This window comes from Saccharothrix sp. BKS2, from assembly GCF_047689505.1.
GTDB lineage: Bacteria > Actinomycetota > Actinomycetes > Mycobacteriales > Pseudonocardiaceae > Actinosynnema > Actinosynnema lopnurensis.
Genome location: NZ_JAUQOL010000025.1, coordinates 36,679 through 50,704, shown reverse-complemented (window position 1 = coordinate 50,704; position 14,026 = coordinate 36,679). Strand labels below are relative to the sequence as shown.

The window sequence follows — 14,026 nt, the reverse complement described above, 5'->3', positions numbered from 1 at the left end:
TTGCATGCTGTCGGACGCGGTCACGGGGGGTGCCCGCGTCAGGAGGTGACCATGCCGGTCCTGGACAGCTTCATCGCACTGGGGGACAGCTTCACCGAGGGTTTGGACGACCCCGCGCCGGCCGGCGGCTTCGTCGGCTGGGCGGACCGGCTCGCCGCGGTGCTCTCGGCCAGGCAGGAGGGCTTCCGGTACGCCAACCTGGCGATCCGGGGGAAGGTGCTCCAGGAGATCGTCGACGAGCAGGTCCCGCTGGCCGTGTCGCTGCGGCCCCGGCTGGTCACGTTCTGCGGCGGCGGCAACGACATCCTGGTGCCCGGCAGCGACCCGGACGCGGTGGCCGAGATCTACGAGATCGCCGTGGCCGACCTGCGCGCGGCGGGCTGCGAGGTGCTGGTCTTCACCGGGTTCGACCCGAAGCACACGCCGCTGCTGCGGTCGCTGCGCGGCAAGATCGCCATCTACAACAACCACCTGTGGTCGGTGGCCGAGCGCTACCGCTGCCGGGTGGTCGACCTGTGGTCGATGACCGTGCTGCACGACCGGCGCGCCTGGTCTGAGGACCGGCTGCACCTGTCGTCCGAGGGGCACCGGCGGGTGGCGCTGCGCGCGGCCGAGGTGCTGGGGTGCGAGCCGGGCGAGGAGTGGAGCGCGCCCTGGCCGCCGCCGGTGGACGAGGACTGGATGACCCAGCGCCGGCACGACCTGAGGTGGGCGCGGGAGCACGTGGTGCCGTGGATCGGGCGGCAACTGCGGGGCGAGTCGATGGGCGACGGCCTGGTGCCCAAGCGGCCGGAGCTGCTGCCGGTCTGCTCGGACTGAGGCGGGGGCGGGCCGCACCGCGTCGGGAACGGCCCGGGAGCGGCCCGTCCGGCCGGCGCTCTCCCCCGAACGCCGGCCGGGCGGGTTGGGTGGCTTCCCCCCTGGTCCCCCTCCAAGAGCCACCCGGCGCCGACCACCGCGAGCGGTGTGATCAGCGCACCCCAAAGTTCCCACGACTTCGTGCGGTCCAGCTAAACGTCGGCTAAACCCCTGAGGTCAACGCTTCAAGGGCCGTTCGGACCAACATCGCCCGAGGTGAGCCCAGGCGTTCGAACAACCGCAGCGACTCCGCGAGTTCGGCCTGCGCCGCCACCTGCTCGCCCCGCGCCGCCAGCACCTGGCCGAGCACCTGGCGACCGAACGCCTCCTCGAACTGCATCGACCCGCCGCGCGCCAGTTCCACGCCCTGGCGGGCGTGCTCCTCGGCCTCGGGCAGCAGGCCCAGTTCGGCGTACAGCTCGGCCAGGTTGTTCACGGCCACCGCGTAGGCCCGCTCGTCACCGATGCGGTGGTAGATCTCCATCGCCCGGAACTGGTGCTGCGCGGCCGTCTCGCGCTGCCCGAGCAGCTGCTCGGTCTGGGCCAGGTTGTTGAGCACGGTGGCCTCGCCGGTCGGGTCGACGTCGTAGCGGGCCAGCTCGACCGCCTCGCGGTGCCGGTCCAGCGCCTCCACCGGCCGCCCCTCCTCGACCAGGGTCAGCGCCAGCTTGTCCAGCGTCATCGCCACGTACCGGGGCTCGCCCAGCTCGACCGCGATCCGGTGGGCCAGCTCGGCGCGCTCCAGGGTGCCGCGCAGGGAGTCGGTGCGGTTGTCGATGTCCTGCATGGCGTGCAGCACCAGCACCTCGCCGCGCCGGTCCCCGATCTCCCGCGCGGAGGCCAGGCCGAACTCCGCGACGGCCTGCCACTCGCGCCGGACCAGCCTGGTCACGCAGTAGGTGTGCACGAGCCGCACCAGCTGCCAGGTCTGCCGGTGCAGGCCCGCCTCGGCGGTGGCGTGCACCAGGGCGATGATGTTCGGCCACTCCTTGTCGAACCAGGACAGCGCCTGCTGCGCGGTCGCGGGCCGGGGCGCGGCGGAGTCGCCGGTGAAGTCCAGGCCGTCGGCCACCGGCCGGACGAGGCGCCGCGCGTGGTCGCACGCGACCAGGTAGTGCTCGACCAGGTGGCGCAGGGCGCGGTCGGAGGCGGCCTCGTCCACGACCTCCCGCGCGTAGAGCCGGACGAGGTCGTGCAGCACGAACCCGCCGCGCCACTGCTCGACCACCAGGTGCGCGTCGGCGAGGTCGGCCAGCCGGCCCGCGGCCGTGCCCAGGTCGGTGTCGCACACCGCGGCCACCGCGTGCGGGCTCACCCAGCGGCCGGGGACCACGCCGGCGGCGCGGAACGTCTCCGCCAGTTCGGGCGGCAGGTTGCGGTAGGACACGGCCAGCGCCCGCGCCACGCCGACGCCGGTGTCCGCCAGGTCGAGGGTGCGCAGCCGGGCGTCGTCGTCGGACAGCTGCGCCACCAGGGCCTCGACCGTCCACTCCGGACTGATCACCAGCTTCGCGGCGGCGATGCGCAGCGCCAGCGGCAGGTTCCCGCACAGCTCGGCCAGCGCCCGCACGGCGTCGGGCTCCTGCTCCGACAGCGGTTTGCCGGCCACCTCGTCCACCAGCCGGACCGCCTCCTCGTCGGTCAGCGTGTCCAGCGTCAGCATCCGGGCGCCGTTGCTGACCACCAGCGACTCCAGGCGCTTGCGGCTGGTCACCAGCACCACCGAGCCCGCGCCGGGCGGCAGCAGCAGCCGCACGTGCCCGGCGTCGTAGGCGTCGTCCAGCACGACCAGCACCCGCCGCCGGGCCAGCACCGACCGGTACAGGCCGACGCGGTCGTCCAGGTCGTGGGGCAGGCTGTCGGCGGGCACGCCCAGCGCCACCAGGAAGCGGGCCAGCACCTCGGCCGGCTCCACCGGGTCGCGGTCGGGCGCGAAGCCGTGCAGCGGGGCGAACAGCAGCCCGTCGGGGAACTGCTCGGCGCGCCGGCGCCCCCAGGTGACGACCAGCTCGCTCTTGCCGATGCCGGGCGCGCCGTTGACCACGACGATCGTGGTGGCGGCCGGGTCCCGCGCGTCGCACAGCCGGTCCAGCCAGCCCAGCTCCTCGTCGCGACCGGTGAACCCGCCGGCCGCGGCGGGCAGCTGGGCGGGCACCACCACGCCCGGCCGCGGCGGCACCGTGGCCGCCTCCGCCTGGCCCGCCGAGCTCAGCGCCGGGTCGTCGCGCAGCACCTGCTCGTGCAGCACCCGCAGCCCCGGGCCGGGATCGATGCCCAGCTCGTCGACCACCCGCCGGTGGAACCGCTGGTACGCCTCCAGCGCGTCGGCCCGCTGCCCCGACCGGTACAGCGCCCGCATCATCTGCCCGACCAGGCGTTCCCGGAACGGGTGCTCGGTGACCAGCTGCCGCAGCTCGCCCACCAGCTCCAGGTGGCGGCCCAGCTCCAGCTCCGCCTCGATGCGCTCCTCCAGCGCGGCCAGCCGCAGCTCCTCCAGGTCCGTGGTCACCGGGTTGCCCGGCACGTCCGCCAGCACCGGCCCGCGCCACAGCCCCAGCGACTCGCGCAGCAGCTGCGCCCGGGTCGCCGCGGGCTTGCCCCGCGCGGAGGACACCAGCTGCCGGGCCCGGTGGAAGTCCAGCCGCCACGGGTCGACCGCGAGCTGGTAGCCGGGCGGGGTGGTCAGTATCCGCGCCGAGCCGGCCGGGTCGGCCTGCTCCAGCACCCGCCGCAGCCGCGACACGTAGCCGTGCACGATGGTCCGGGCGGTGGCGGGCGGGTCGTCGCCCCACAGGCAGTCCACGATCTCGTCGATCGGCACCACCCGGTTGGCCTCCAGCACCAGCATGGCGAGCAGGCCGCGCATCCCCCGGCGACCGAGCACGAGCTGCCGGCCGTCCGCGACCACCTGCAACGGTCCGAGGACACCGAACTCCAACCCGCTCCTGCTCCGGTCGGTCATGCCCCTCCCCCCGCCTCGTGCTTCCGTCCTGGCTCGCACGGTCCCTGGCCTTGCCCGGTCCTGGCTCACGCGGTCCTGGCTCACGCGGTCCCGGCTCGCCCGCGCCCCTCCGGACGAGCGCCCGCGGTGGTGCCGCACGCCGTTCGCGTGACGACCCGGTTACTGATCAGGTGCGGCGGGGCGCCTGGTGGATACCTGCCGGTAGATGTTGCTTGCTCAACTAGCGCGCCGCCCTGACCCCGCCCGACCGCGAAGGCTAGGGTTTTGGCCCCGGCCGTCCCCGTCGGGAGAGGGCGACCGACAGGAGGGCGAGTGCCGCGCGAGCCGGTGAACGTGGTCGACCGTGGTGCGGCCTGCCTGCTGGGCGGCGCGCTGGGCGATGCCCTGGGCGCGCCGGTCCAGTACCTCGGGTGGGCGGACATCCAGCGCGACCACGGGCCGAGGGGCGTGCTGGAGCCGCCCCGACCGGCCCTGGTGACCGACGACACGCAGCTGACGCTGTTCACCGCGGACGGCTACCTGCGGGCGTGGGTGCGCGGGCAGACCACCGGCGAGTGGGACCCGGTCGACGTGGTCTGGCGCAGCTACCGGCGGTGGCTGGTCACCCAGCAGGTGGCCGCGCCGGAGCCCGGTGCGACCGGTCTGGTCGCCGACGAGCGGCTGTACTCCAGCCGGTCGCCCGGCCTGACGTGCCTGCGCGCGCTGGCCGCCGACAGCCCGCCCTCGCCGGAGCAGCCGCACAACGAGTCGTCCGGCTGCAACGGCGTGACGCGCACCGCGCCCGCCGGGTTCGCGCCGAGCGCCGAGATCGCCTACGACCTGGGCTGCCGGTTCGCCGCGCTGACCCACGGCGGCACCGGCGGCTGGGTGTCCGGCGGGGCGTTCGCGCTGCTGATCCACCTGCTCGCGGTGCGCGGACGGCCGATCCGGGAGGCCGTGGACCAGGTCATCGGGCGGGTGCTGCGCAGCGACCCGTACACGGCGAACACGCTCAACCGGGCCGTGGTGTTCGCCGAGGAGCACCGGGCGCAGGGCTTCGAGTCGGTGCGGGTGGACCGGCTGGGCAGCGGGTGGACCGGGCCGGAGGCGCTGGCGATCGCCGTGCACGTGGTGCTGGTGCACCCGAAGCGGTCGCAGTTCGCGGACGCCCTGCGGGCGGCGGCGAACCACTCGGGCGGCAGCGACGCCACGGCCGCGCTGACCGGCAACATCCTGGGAGCCCTGCACGGCACCGCGGCGCTGCCGCGCGACTGGCTGGCCGGGCTGGAGCTGGTGGACCTGCTCACGCGGCTGGGCGGCGACCTGGGGCGGTCGGTGACGGGGCAGGAGTTCGACCTCCACCGCTACGCGTGAGGTTCGTGGTGCCGGCCTCGGCGCGCACGGTCCCGAATCCGTGCGACCGAGGCCGGCTCTCCACGTGGTCTGCGGCGGGGCACGCCCCGAGCGCGAATCCCGGCTGACCTGCCGTGGAGCGGGAAAACCCGTGACCGCACGGTAGCAGAGCGCAGGTGAGCGCTTACCGGCGGGTCTTGCCCGGCGGGGCGGGCGGTCCCGCGCCCGGCGTCGTCACGACCGGCGCCGGTCGCGGTAGCGCACGTCGTTGCCGGTGAACTGGTTGCCGGAGCCGGTGTTGACGGTGTTGTCGCCCCGGGCGGTGTAGGTGGTGCGGTCGCCGTGGTAGTGGTCGCGGCTCTGCACGACGTTGCCGTGGACCACGCCGCTCACGTGGTTGCTCCAGGTGTCGCGCTCCGCGGGCGCGGCGGCGGGCGCGTCCGCCGACGCCGGCGGCTTGAAGCCGCTGCGCAGCAGGTCGCCCGTCGGGCGCGGCACCCTCAGGTAGACGGTGTCCTCGTAGGACTTCACCCGCACCGGGACGGCGACGTACTCCTCCTCGTCGACCCCCGCGTACCCGGACCTCACCGCGTCCTCGAAGGCCCGCCGCGAGATCACCGCCGCGACCCTGGTGGCCGGGCCCGACCGGGTGAGCAGGTCCCGCACGGCGTCGGAGTCGAGCAGCCGGTGGTTCTCCACGCGGGCCTCGCCGCTGCCGGTGCTCACGCCGCCCGGGTTCGGGTCGGTCACCGGGCCGACCGAGACGCTCAGCCGCATCCGCAGCGCGGGCAGCCCGTCGACCCGGGCGCGGAACTCCAGCTCCTCTTGGAGCGACCCCGGGAGCGCGTCGACCAGGAGCGGGAGCGCGGCCGGGTCGAACGCGGTCGAGAGCCCGTCGCCGGTGCTCTGCGCGAAGAGCCGCCTCGCCCACACGTCCACGGCCCCGAGGCGCTCGAACGCCCCGTACAGGATCTCCGGGATCGCGTCGGTCACCGCCGCGTGGTCGCGACCGGGCAGGCCGCTGAAGTCCTTGACGTCCACCACCAGCAGCGAGCGGTACGGCGGCAGCGGCACCCACTTGCGCTCCACGCTTCCTCCTCGTCCGAGCCGAGCCGAGCCCGGGTCGCGGGACCACGGGTCACGGGACCGCGGGTCCGCGGGTCCGCGGGTCCGCAGGTCCGCGGGTCCACGGGTCCGCAGGTCCGCGGGACCACGGGTCCCGAGGAGCAGGGTCCCGCGTCCGCGCGGGCGGGGTTGTCCGCCGCCGGACAGAATCCCTGTGACCGACGTCACAAACCGGCGTGCGCCCGCAGCTTCCCCGGGTCCGCGATCACCAGGCGCGGACCCGGCCGGAGCGTGCCGTCCTCCCTCAACCGCTGGAGGTTGAGCGCCACCGTGCTGCGGGCGAGCCCCAGGCCGTCGGCGATGTCCTGCTGCGAGAACGGCACGTGCGGGCTGCCGTCGTCGGCCAGGGTCGAGACCTCCAGCAGCAGCCGGGCGATCTTGCGCTCGGGCGTGAAGTGCACCAGCCGCACCTGGTACGGCACGGCCTGCGACAGCTTGGCGAAGCCGTAGTCGGTCAGCTGCCTGCGCACCCGGCGCTCCTCCAGGAACGCGTCGAACGCCGCCGCGCCCACCGCCCTCGCCGCGCACCGGTCGATCGCGCGCACGGTCGCGGTCCGCGGCACCGAGGACTGGACCGCGATCTCGCCCAGCAGGTCGCCCGGACCGCGCAGGGCGACCAGCAGCCGACCGCCGTCGGGCTCCGTCCGGAGCACCTTCACCCGGCCCGAGACCAGCGCCAGCACCACCGTGCCGGGGTCGCCCTGCCTGAGCAGCAGCTCGCCCGGCCGGTACTCGCGCGGCACCCCGCGCTCCAGCAGCGCCCGCCACGTGCCCTCGTCGACCAGCGCCCGGAAGCCCCGCGGTGGCCGGGTAGTCGCCCCGCTCACCCGCACTGTCTACCGCACCGCGAGCGGCGGGCCGGGGGTGCGGCGGGCGCCGCGGCGCGGTGGTCGTCACGGCGCGCACGCCCCTGTCCCTGCGGTCACCCCACCGGACCCGCACGGGGAGCTGTGCCCTCCCTGTCCCGCGCCTGTCGAAAAGCTGTTGATCCGACGGGTTCGTCCGCACGCCCGCGCGGGGGCGGCGCACCATGGGCACGTGGACAAGGGCAACCCGGTTCGACTGCTCGTGGTGGACGACGAACCGCACATCGCCGACCTGGTCGCGACGGTCGCGCGGTACGAGGGCTGGCAGGCCGCCACCGCGGGCAGCGGGGAGGCGGCGCTGCGGGCCGCCGCCGAGTTCCACCCCGACATCGTGGTGCTCGACCTGATGCTGCCCGACCTGGACGGCTTCACCGTGCTCGACCGGCTGCGCTCGTCCGGCGCGATGGTGCCGGTGGTGTTCCTGACCGCCCGCGACGGCACCGCCGACCGGGTCGCGGGCCTGACCCGGGGCGGCGACGACTACCTGGTCAAGCCGTTCTCGGTGGAGGAGTTGATGGCGCGGCTGCGGGCCGTGCTGCGGCGGTCGACCGGGCCGACCTGGAAGCGGTCGGTGCTGAAGGTGTCCGACCTGGCGATGGACGAGGACACCCGCGAGGTGCGCCGGGGCGGGCGGCTGGTCACGCTCACTCCGACCGAGTACGAGCTGCTGCGGTACCTGATGCGCCGGTCGCCGACCGTGCTGACCAAGGCGCAGATTCTCGACCACGTGTGGGAGTACGACTTCGGCGGCCGGTCCAACGTGGTGGAGCTGGTCGTGTCGCACCTGCGGCGCAAGCTGGACGACGGCGGTGAGCCGCTGATCCACACCGTGCGCGGCGTGGGCTACGTGCTGCGGCGGGCCGCCGAGTGACGTTCCCGCCCCGGTGGGGCCGGCTGCGCCTGGGCACGCGCCTGGCCCTCGGGCTGGGCGCGCTGGCGCTGGCCGTGTTCGCCGTGGTCGGCACCGTGATGGCGACGTCCATGGAGGAGTACCTGGCGCGCCGGATGGACGACCAGATGGCCACCACCCAGGTGTCGCTGAAGAAGGAGTACGACCGCAACAACACCCTCAAGAGCTCCGGCTACGGCTGGTACTCGGCGCTCTACGAGGTGCGCGACGGCCAACCGCGGCCGCTGGACACCGAGGGCCTGCCCGACGACCCCGCCGAGTTCACCGACGTGGCGCTGCGGGTGATCGGCGGCGAGGAGCCGGCGTTCCGGACCGAGTACCTGGAGGGGCTGGGCACCTACCGGCTGCGCGGCTGCGAGGTGGCCGACGGCGTGGTGATGGTCAGCGCGGCCCCGATGAACGACATCACCACCACCGTGCGGCAGCTGGTGCTGGTCGAGGTGGCGGCGTTCCTGCTGGCGCTGGTGGCGTTCGTGGTGATCGGGCGGGCGGTGCTGCGGCGCGGGCTCCAGCCGCTGAGCGACATGGCGCAGACCGCGCACGACATCACCTCGCACGACCTGACCGACTCGGCGCGGCTGCCGGTGCGCGCGGCGGGCGACGGCGGCGGCGTCGAGGTGGAGGAGCTGCGCACGGCGTTCAACACGATGCTGGAGCACATCGACGCCTCCCTGGCCGCCCGCACCGCCGCCGAGCAGCGGCTGCGGCGGTTCATCGCGGACGCCTCGCACGAGCTGCGCACGCCGCTGACCTCGATCCGCGGGTACGCCGACCTGTTCCGGTACGCGGCGGCGAACGCGCCCGAGGAGCGCGAGGCGCACCTGGAGAAGCTGCGGTCGGAGGCGGCGCGGATGACCGTGCTGCTGGACGACCTGCTGCTGCTGGCCCGGCTCGACGCGGCCGAGGTGGAGACGCCGCTCCGGCTCGCCGACGGCGACCTGGCGGCGCTGGCGCGCGAGGCGGCGGACGCGTTCCGGGCGGCCCGCCCGACGCACCCGCTGGACGTGACCACGCCCCCGGACCCGGTGCGGCTGGCGTTCGACCCGGTGCGGCTGCGGCAGGTGGTGGACAACCTGCTGACCAACGCCGCCGTGCACACCCCGGCCGGGACGGCGGTGGCGCTGGCGCTGGCGGTGGAGCCGGGCCGGGTGGTGCTGCGGGTGAGCGACTCCGGCCCCGGCATCCCGGCCGCCGACCAGGGCCGGATCTTCGACCGGTTCTACCGGGTGGACGACTCGCGCACCCGGGGCCGGGGCGGCAGCGGGCTGGGGCTGGCGGTGGCGCAGTCGCTGGTGGTGGCGCACGGTGGGACGGTCGTGGTGGACAGCGGGCCGGGCTCGACGGTGTTCGAGGTCCGGCTGCCGCGCCGCACCGCCTGACCCCGCACCACCTGACTCCACGGCACCCGCTCAGCACCACCCGGCTCCACGGCACCGCGAGCCGACCACGAGCCGACCGCCGCCCCGCCACCCACGTCAGGGCCGCCGAGCTACCCGGCGTTCGACGACCGCGCCCACAGGTCCACCCCGGACTCGACGGCGTGCTCCTCGATCCGCGCCAGCTCGTCGTCGGTCAGCGGCGGCCCGTCGAGCGTGGCGACGTTGTCCTCCAGCTGCGCCACGCTGCTCGCGCCGACCAGCACCGAGGTGACCCGCGGGTCGCGCAGCGCCCAGGTCAGCGCGAGCTGCGCCAGCGTCTGCCCCCGTCCCGCCGCGACCTCGGCCAGCGCCCGCACGTGCGCCAGGTTCGCCTCGGTCAGCAGGTCCGTCGACAGCGACTTGCCCTGCGTGGCGCGGGAGCCCTCGGGGATGCCGCCCAGGTACTTGTCGGTGAGCATCCCCTGCGCGAGCGGCGAGAACGCGATGCAGCCCGTGCCCAGCTCGCCCAGCGCGTCCAGCAGCTCCCGCTCGATCCACCGGTTGAGCATCGAGTAGGAGGGCTGGTGGATCAGCAGCGGCACGCCCGCGGAGCGCAGCAGCTCCGCCGCCTCGCGGGTCTTGGTCGCCGAGTAGGACGAGATGCCGACGTAGAGGGCCTTGCCCTGCCGAACCGCGCTGACCAGGGCGCCGACCGTCTCCTCCAGCGGCGTGTCCGGGTCGAACCGGTGCGAGTAGAAGATGTCGACGTAGTCCAGGCCCAGCCGCCCGAGCGACTGGTCCAGCGAGGCCAGCAGGTACTTGCGGGAGCCCCACTCGCCGTACGGGCCGGGCCACATGTCGTAGCCCGCCTTGGTGGAGATGACCAGCTCGTCGCGGTACGGGCGCAGGTCCTCGGCCAGGACGCGGCCGAAGTTGGCCTCGGCGCTGCCGTAGGGCGGGCCGTAGTTGTTGGCCAGGTCGAAGTGCGTGATGCCGAGGTCGAACGCGCGGCGGATGATCGAGCGGCCCGACTCGTGGGGCCGGTCGTCGCCGAAGTTGTGCCACAGGCCGAGCGACACCGCGGGCAGTTTGAGGCCGCTGCGCCCGCAGCGGCGGTAGGTCATCCGGTCGTACCGCGATCCGTCGGGTCGGTAGGCCATGGACCCACCTTGGCACGCGTGCCCGCCCCTCGCCGGACCTGCGGTCACCGGCGGAACCCCCGCCCCGGCTCGAACGCGGGGTTACCGGACGGCACGTCCAACGCGGTCCGGGAGACCCGCGTGGAGCCGGTGGCGGGACTTGAACCCGCAACCTTTCGCTTACAAGGCGAGCGCTCTGCCAATTGAGCTACACCGGCACGACCCGGAGGCCGGGAACATCGTAAGCGCCCCCAGGGGGTGCCACCTGCGGCGAACGGTCTGCTCAGCGTGTCCCCGCGTTGGTCCGTCCGGAGGGTGGAGGTACCGTCCGGGTGGTGCCACGGGACCGCAAAAGTGCTGGCCAGCGGTATCAACAGTATTGAACGGACAGTGATCGGATAATCCTGTCCAGGTCCCTCGTCCGGGGGTGGCGCAGGACACAGCCGCAAATTCGCAGCGGTCGGGCGTGGCGACCGGACCAACCCCCGACCAGGAGGCACGAGTGCGGCTGTGGCGTCGACACCGGCGGCGGAAGCGGGAACGGCCGGTCGAGGGACCGGCCCTCCCGGACGACTCGACCGTCCACCTCGTGCTGGACCTGGCCCTGCGCGTCGGCGAGGCGCAACTGGCCGGCGGGGCGGGCGCGGCGGACGTCACCGCCACCATCCTCGCCGTCACCGACGCCTACGGCCTGCCCCGCACCGAGGCCGACGTCACCTACACCTCGATCACCGTGTCCTGCCCGCGCGGCACCGAGGCCGCGCCGGTCACGTCCATGCGCGTGGTCCGCACCCGCGGCCTGGACTACACGCGGCTGGCCGCCGTGGAGGAGCTGATCCGGCGGATCTCCGCCGACCTGGTCACCGCCGACCTGGCCCACGCCGAGATCGACCGCATCACCCGGGCCGACCACCCCTACCCGCGCTGGGTCGCCACGCTGGCCTGGGCGGGCATGGCCGCCTCGGTCGCGTTCCTGGTCGGCGGCGGGCCGGCGCTGGCGCTGGCCGCCGCGCTGGTCACCGCGCTCATCGACCGGGTCGGCCGGGTGCTCAACCGCCGGGCGCTGCCGTTCTTCTTCCAGCAGGTCGTCGGCGGCGCCCTGGCCACCGCGGCGGCCCTGGCCATGTACGCCACGGACCTGCTGCCGGGCGTGCGCCCGTCGCTGCTGGTGGCCACCGGCATCGTGGTGCTGCTGTCCGGGCTGTCGCTGGTGGGCACCGTGCAGGACGCGATCACCGGCTACAACATCACCGCGGCCGCCCGCACGGTCGAGGTGGCGCTGCTCACCGCGGGCCTCATCGCGGGCGTCGCGCTGACCCTGAGGGCGGGGGTGCAGTGGGGCGTGCGGACCACGATCGCCGACCCGCTGCCGCCGCTGATCTCGGACCTGCCGGTGCAGTTCGCCGCGGGCGCGGCCACCTCCGCGTGCTTCGCCCTGGCCAGCTACGCCCAGCCCCGCGCGCTGCTGCCGGCCGCCGCGGCGGGCGCGGTCGGCACGGCCTGCTCCGGCCTGCTCACCCTCACCGGCACGAACGCCGTCACCGCCGCCGCCGTCGCGGCCACCGCGGTGGGCTTCGGCGGCAAGGTGGTGTCCCGCCGGCTGCGCGTGCCCCCGACCGTCGTCGCGGTCGCCGGGGTGGTGCCGCTGCTGCCCGGCTACACCACCTACCTGGGCCTCTACCGGCTCACCGCGGAGGGCGACCCGGCCGGCCTGTCGATCCTCGTGCTCGCCGCCGGCACCGCGCTGGCGCTCGCCGGCGGCGTCGTTCTGGGTGAACATCTGGGGCGGCCGGTGCGCTCCGGCGTGGGCCGACTGGTGGCCCGTGTGCGCAGGTAGAGCCTGATCACTCGGTTTCCACGTGACCTGGCCCACCTGACGTACTTTCGTCAAGTCAACACAGTGTGACAGGACCGACGGCAGGGCATCCAGCCTGCACGTTCCCACTAACCTTCGACGTGGGCGAGACGGATCTCTGAGGAGGCGCTACCCGGTGAGCAGCATTGGCGAGAACGGCGCGGACTTCCTGGTCGTGGCCAACCGCCTCCCGGTTGACCTGGAGCGCCTGGAGGACGGCACCCAGCGCTGGAAGCACAGCCCCGGTGGACTGGTCAGCGCCCTGGAGCCGTTCCTGCGCGCGCACAGCGGCGCGTGGGTCGGCTGGCCCGGCATCGCCGACGCGGACGTGGAGGCGTTCGAGGAGGACGGCCTCCAGCTGCACCCGGTGTCGCTGAGCGCCACCGAGGTGGCCGACTACTACGAGGGCTTCTCCAACGGCACCCTGTGGCCGCTCTACCACGACGTGGTGGCGCCGCCCGCGTTCCACCGCCGCTGGTGGAACGCCTACGTGCGGGTGAACCAGCGGTTCGCCGACGTGACCGCGAAGGTCGCCGCGCAGGGCGCGACCGTGTGGGTCCAGGACTACCAGCTCCAGCTGGTGCCCGCGATGCTCCGCGAGCTGCGCCCGGACCTGCGCATCGGCTTCTTCCTGCACATCCCGTTCCCGCCGGTCGAGCTGTTCATGCAGCTGCCGTGGCGCACCGAGATCATCCGCGGCCTGCTCGGCGCGGACCTGGTCGGCTTCCACCGGCCCGGCGGCGCGCAGAACTTCCTGTGGCTGGCCCGGCGGCTGGTGGGCCTGGAGCCCAGCCGCGGCGCGGTCGGCGTGCGCACCCGGCCCGGCGTGGTCCAGGTCGGCGACCGCACGGTGCGCGTGGGCGCTTTCCCGATCTCCATCGACTCCGCCGGCCTGGACGCGCTGGCCCGCGACAAGGAGGTCCAGAAACAGGCCCGCAAAATTCGGGCAGACCTCGGGAACCCGAAGAAGATTTTCCTGGGCGTCGACCGCCTCGATTACACCAAAGGCATCGACGTGCGGCTGCGCGCGCTCTACGAACTGCTCGCCGACGGCCGCGTCGACCCCACCGAGGTCACCATGGTGCAGCTGGCCACGCCCAGCCGCGAGCGCGTCGAGCACTACAAGCAGATGCGCAGCGAGATCGAGCAGATCGTCGGCCGGATCAACGGCGAGTTCTCCACCGTGGGCCACCCGATCGTCCACTACCTGCACCAATCGGTCGACCGCCGCGAGCTGACCGCGTTCATGTCGGCCGCGGACGTGATGGTCGTGACCCCGGTGCGCGACGGCATGAACCTCGTCTGCAAGGAGTACGTCGCCACCCGGTACGACCTCGGCGGCGCCCTGGTGCTGTCCGAGTTCGCCGGCGCGGCCGCCGAGCTCACGAGCGCGTTCCTCGTCAACCCCCACGACCTGGACGGCGTGAAGAACGCGTTGGAAGCCGCCCTCACACTCGATCCGGCCGAGGGCCGCCGTAGGATGCGCGCGCTGCGACGCCAAGTCCTCACGCACGACGTAGACCGCTGGGCGCGATCGTTCCTTGACGCACTGGGCACGCAGACCGCGATCTGAATCAGTTCAGACCAGATACCTTACCTGTCCCACCGAGCATTGAGGAGG

Annotated in this window: 10 protein-coding genes and 1 tRNA gene; 6 read left to right on the top strand and 5 right to left on the bottom strand. The window is 74.0% G+C overall.

Features of this window, described 5'->3' with window-relative positions:
* Nucleotides 1-51 precede the first annotated feature (51 nt).
* Entirely contained in the window at nt 52-819 is a 768-nt protein-coding gene (locus tag Q5530_RS35795) for an SGNH/GDSL hydrolase family protein (protein WP_415367312.1), read from the top strand.
* Between the two features lie 202 nt (nt 820-1,021).
* On the opposite strand, the gene Q5530_RS35790 is transcribed toward Q5530_RS35795, so the two are convergent.
* Nucleotides 1,022-3,820: a BTAD domain-containing putative transcriptional regulator gene (locus Q5530_RS35790; RefSeq protein ID WP_415367310.1), complete on the bottom strand. Its 2,799-nt coding sequence runs from the start codon at nt 3,818-3,820 to the stop codon at nt 1,022-1,024.
* Nucleotides 3,821-4,132: 312 nt separating this feature from the next.
* On the opposite strand from Q5530_RS35790, the gene Q5530_RS35785 reads away from it, so the two are divergent.
* A complete protein-coding gene (locus tag Q5530_RS35785; RefSeq protein ID WP_415367308.1) occupies nt 4,133-5,173 on the top strand; it encodes an ADP-ribosylglycohydrolase family protein in 1,041 nt (346 codons plus the stop codon).
* A 213-nt stretch (nt 5,174-5,386) separates the two neighbouring features.
* On the opposite strand, the gene Q5530_RS35780 is transcribed toward Q5530_RS35785, so the two are convergent.
* A complete protein-coding gene (locus Q5530_RS35780) occupies nt 5,387-6,241 on the bottom strand; it encodes a hypothetical protein (RefSeq protein WP_415367306.1) in 855 nt (284 codons plus the stop codon).
* A gap of 200 nt (nt 6,242-6,441) precedes the next feature.
* Nucleotides 6,442-7,104 carry a Crp/Fnr family transcriptional regulator gene (locus Q5530_RS35775; protein WP_415367305.1) on the bottom strand — a complete coding sequence of 221 codons (663 nt, stop codon included), beginning with the start codon at nt 7,102-7,104 and terminating at the stop codon, nt 6,442-6,444.
* Between the two features lie 211 nt (nt 7,105-7,315).
* Between Q5530_RS35775 and Q5530_RS35770 the strand changes: the two genes are divergently transcribed.
* Both Q5530_RS35770 and Q5530_RS35765 read left to right on the top strand, forming a co-directional pair.
* The gene (locus tag Q5530_RS35770) at nt 7,316-8,014 is read left to right on the top strand and encodes a response regulator transcription factor (RefSeq protein WP_380641418.1); all 699 of its coding nucleotides are present in this window, start codon (nt 7,316-7,318) and stop codon (nt 8,012-8,014) included.
* Entirely contained in the window at nt 8,011-9,432 is a 1,422-nt protein-coding gene (locus Q5530_RS35765) for an ATP-binding protein (RefSeq protein ID WP_415367303.1), read from the top strand. Before Q5530_RS35770 ends, Q5530_RS35765 begins: the two co-directional genes overlap by 4 nt.
* Nucleotides 9,433-9,542: 110 nt before the next feature.
* On the opposite strand, the gene mgrA is transcribed toward Q5530_RS35765, so the two are convergent.
* Both mgrA and Q5530_RS35755 read right to left on the bottom strand, forming a co-directional pair.
* Nucleotides 9,543-10,571 (bottom strand): L-glyceraldehyde 3-phosphate reductase, encoded by a 1,029-nt coding sequence (gene mgrA, locus Q5530_RS35760; RefSeq protein ID WP_415367301.1) that lies wholly within the window; start codon nt 10,569-10,571, stop codon nt 9,543-9,545.
* A gap of 121 nt (nt 10,572-10,692) precedes the next feature.
* Nucleotides 10,693-10,768 (bottom strand) — tRNA-Thr (locus Q5530_RS35755).
* Nucleotides 10,769-11,052: 284 nt separating this feature from the next.
* Here Q5530_RS35755 and Q5530_RS35750 point away from each other — a divergent pair.
* Nucleotides 11,053-12,387 (top strand): threonine/serine ThrE exporter family protein, encoded by a 1,335-nt coding sequence (locus Q5530_RS35750; RefSeq protein ID WP_415367300.1) that lies wholly within the window; start codon nt 11,053-11,055, stop codon nt 12,385-12,387.
* A 154-nt stretch (nt 12,388-12,541) separates the two neighbouring features.
* Nucleotides 12,542-13,978 (top strand): alpha,alpha-trehalose-phosphate synthase (UDP-forming), encoded by a 1,437-nt coding sequence (locus Q5530_RS35745; RefSeq protein WP_415367299.1) that lies wholly within the window; start codon nt 12,542-12,544, stop codon nt 13,976-13,978.
* Nucleotides 13,979-14,026 lie beyond the last annotated feature (48 nt).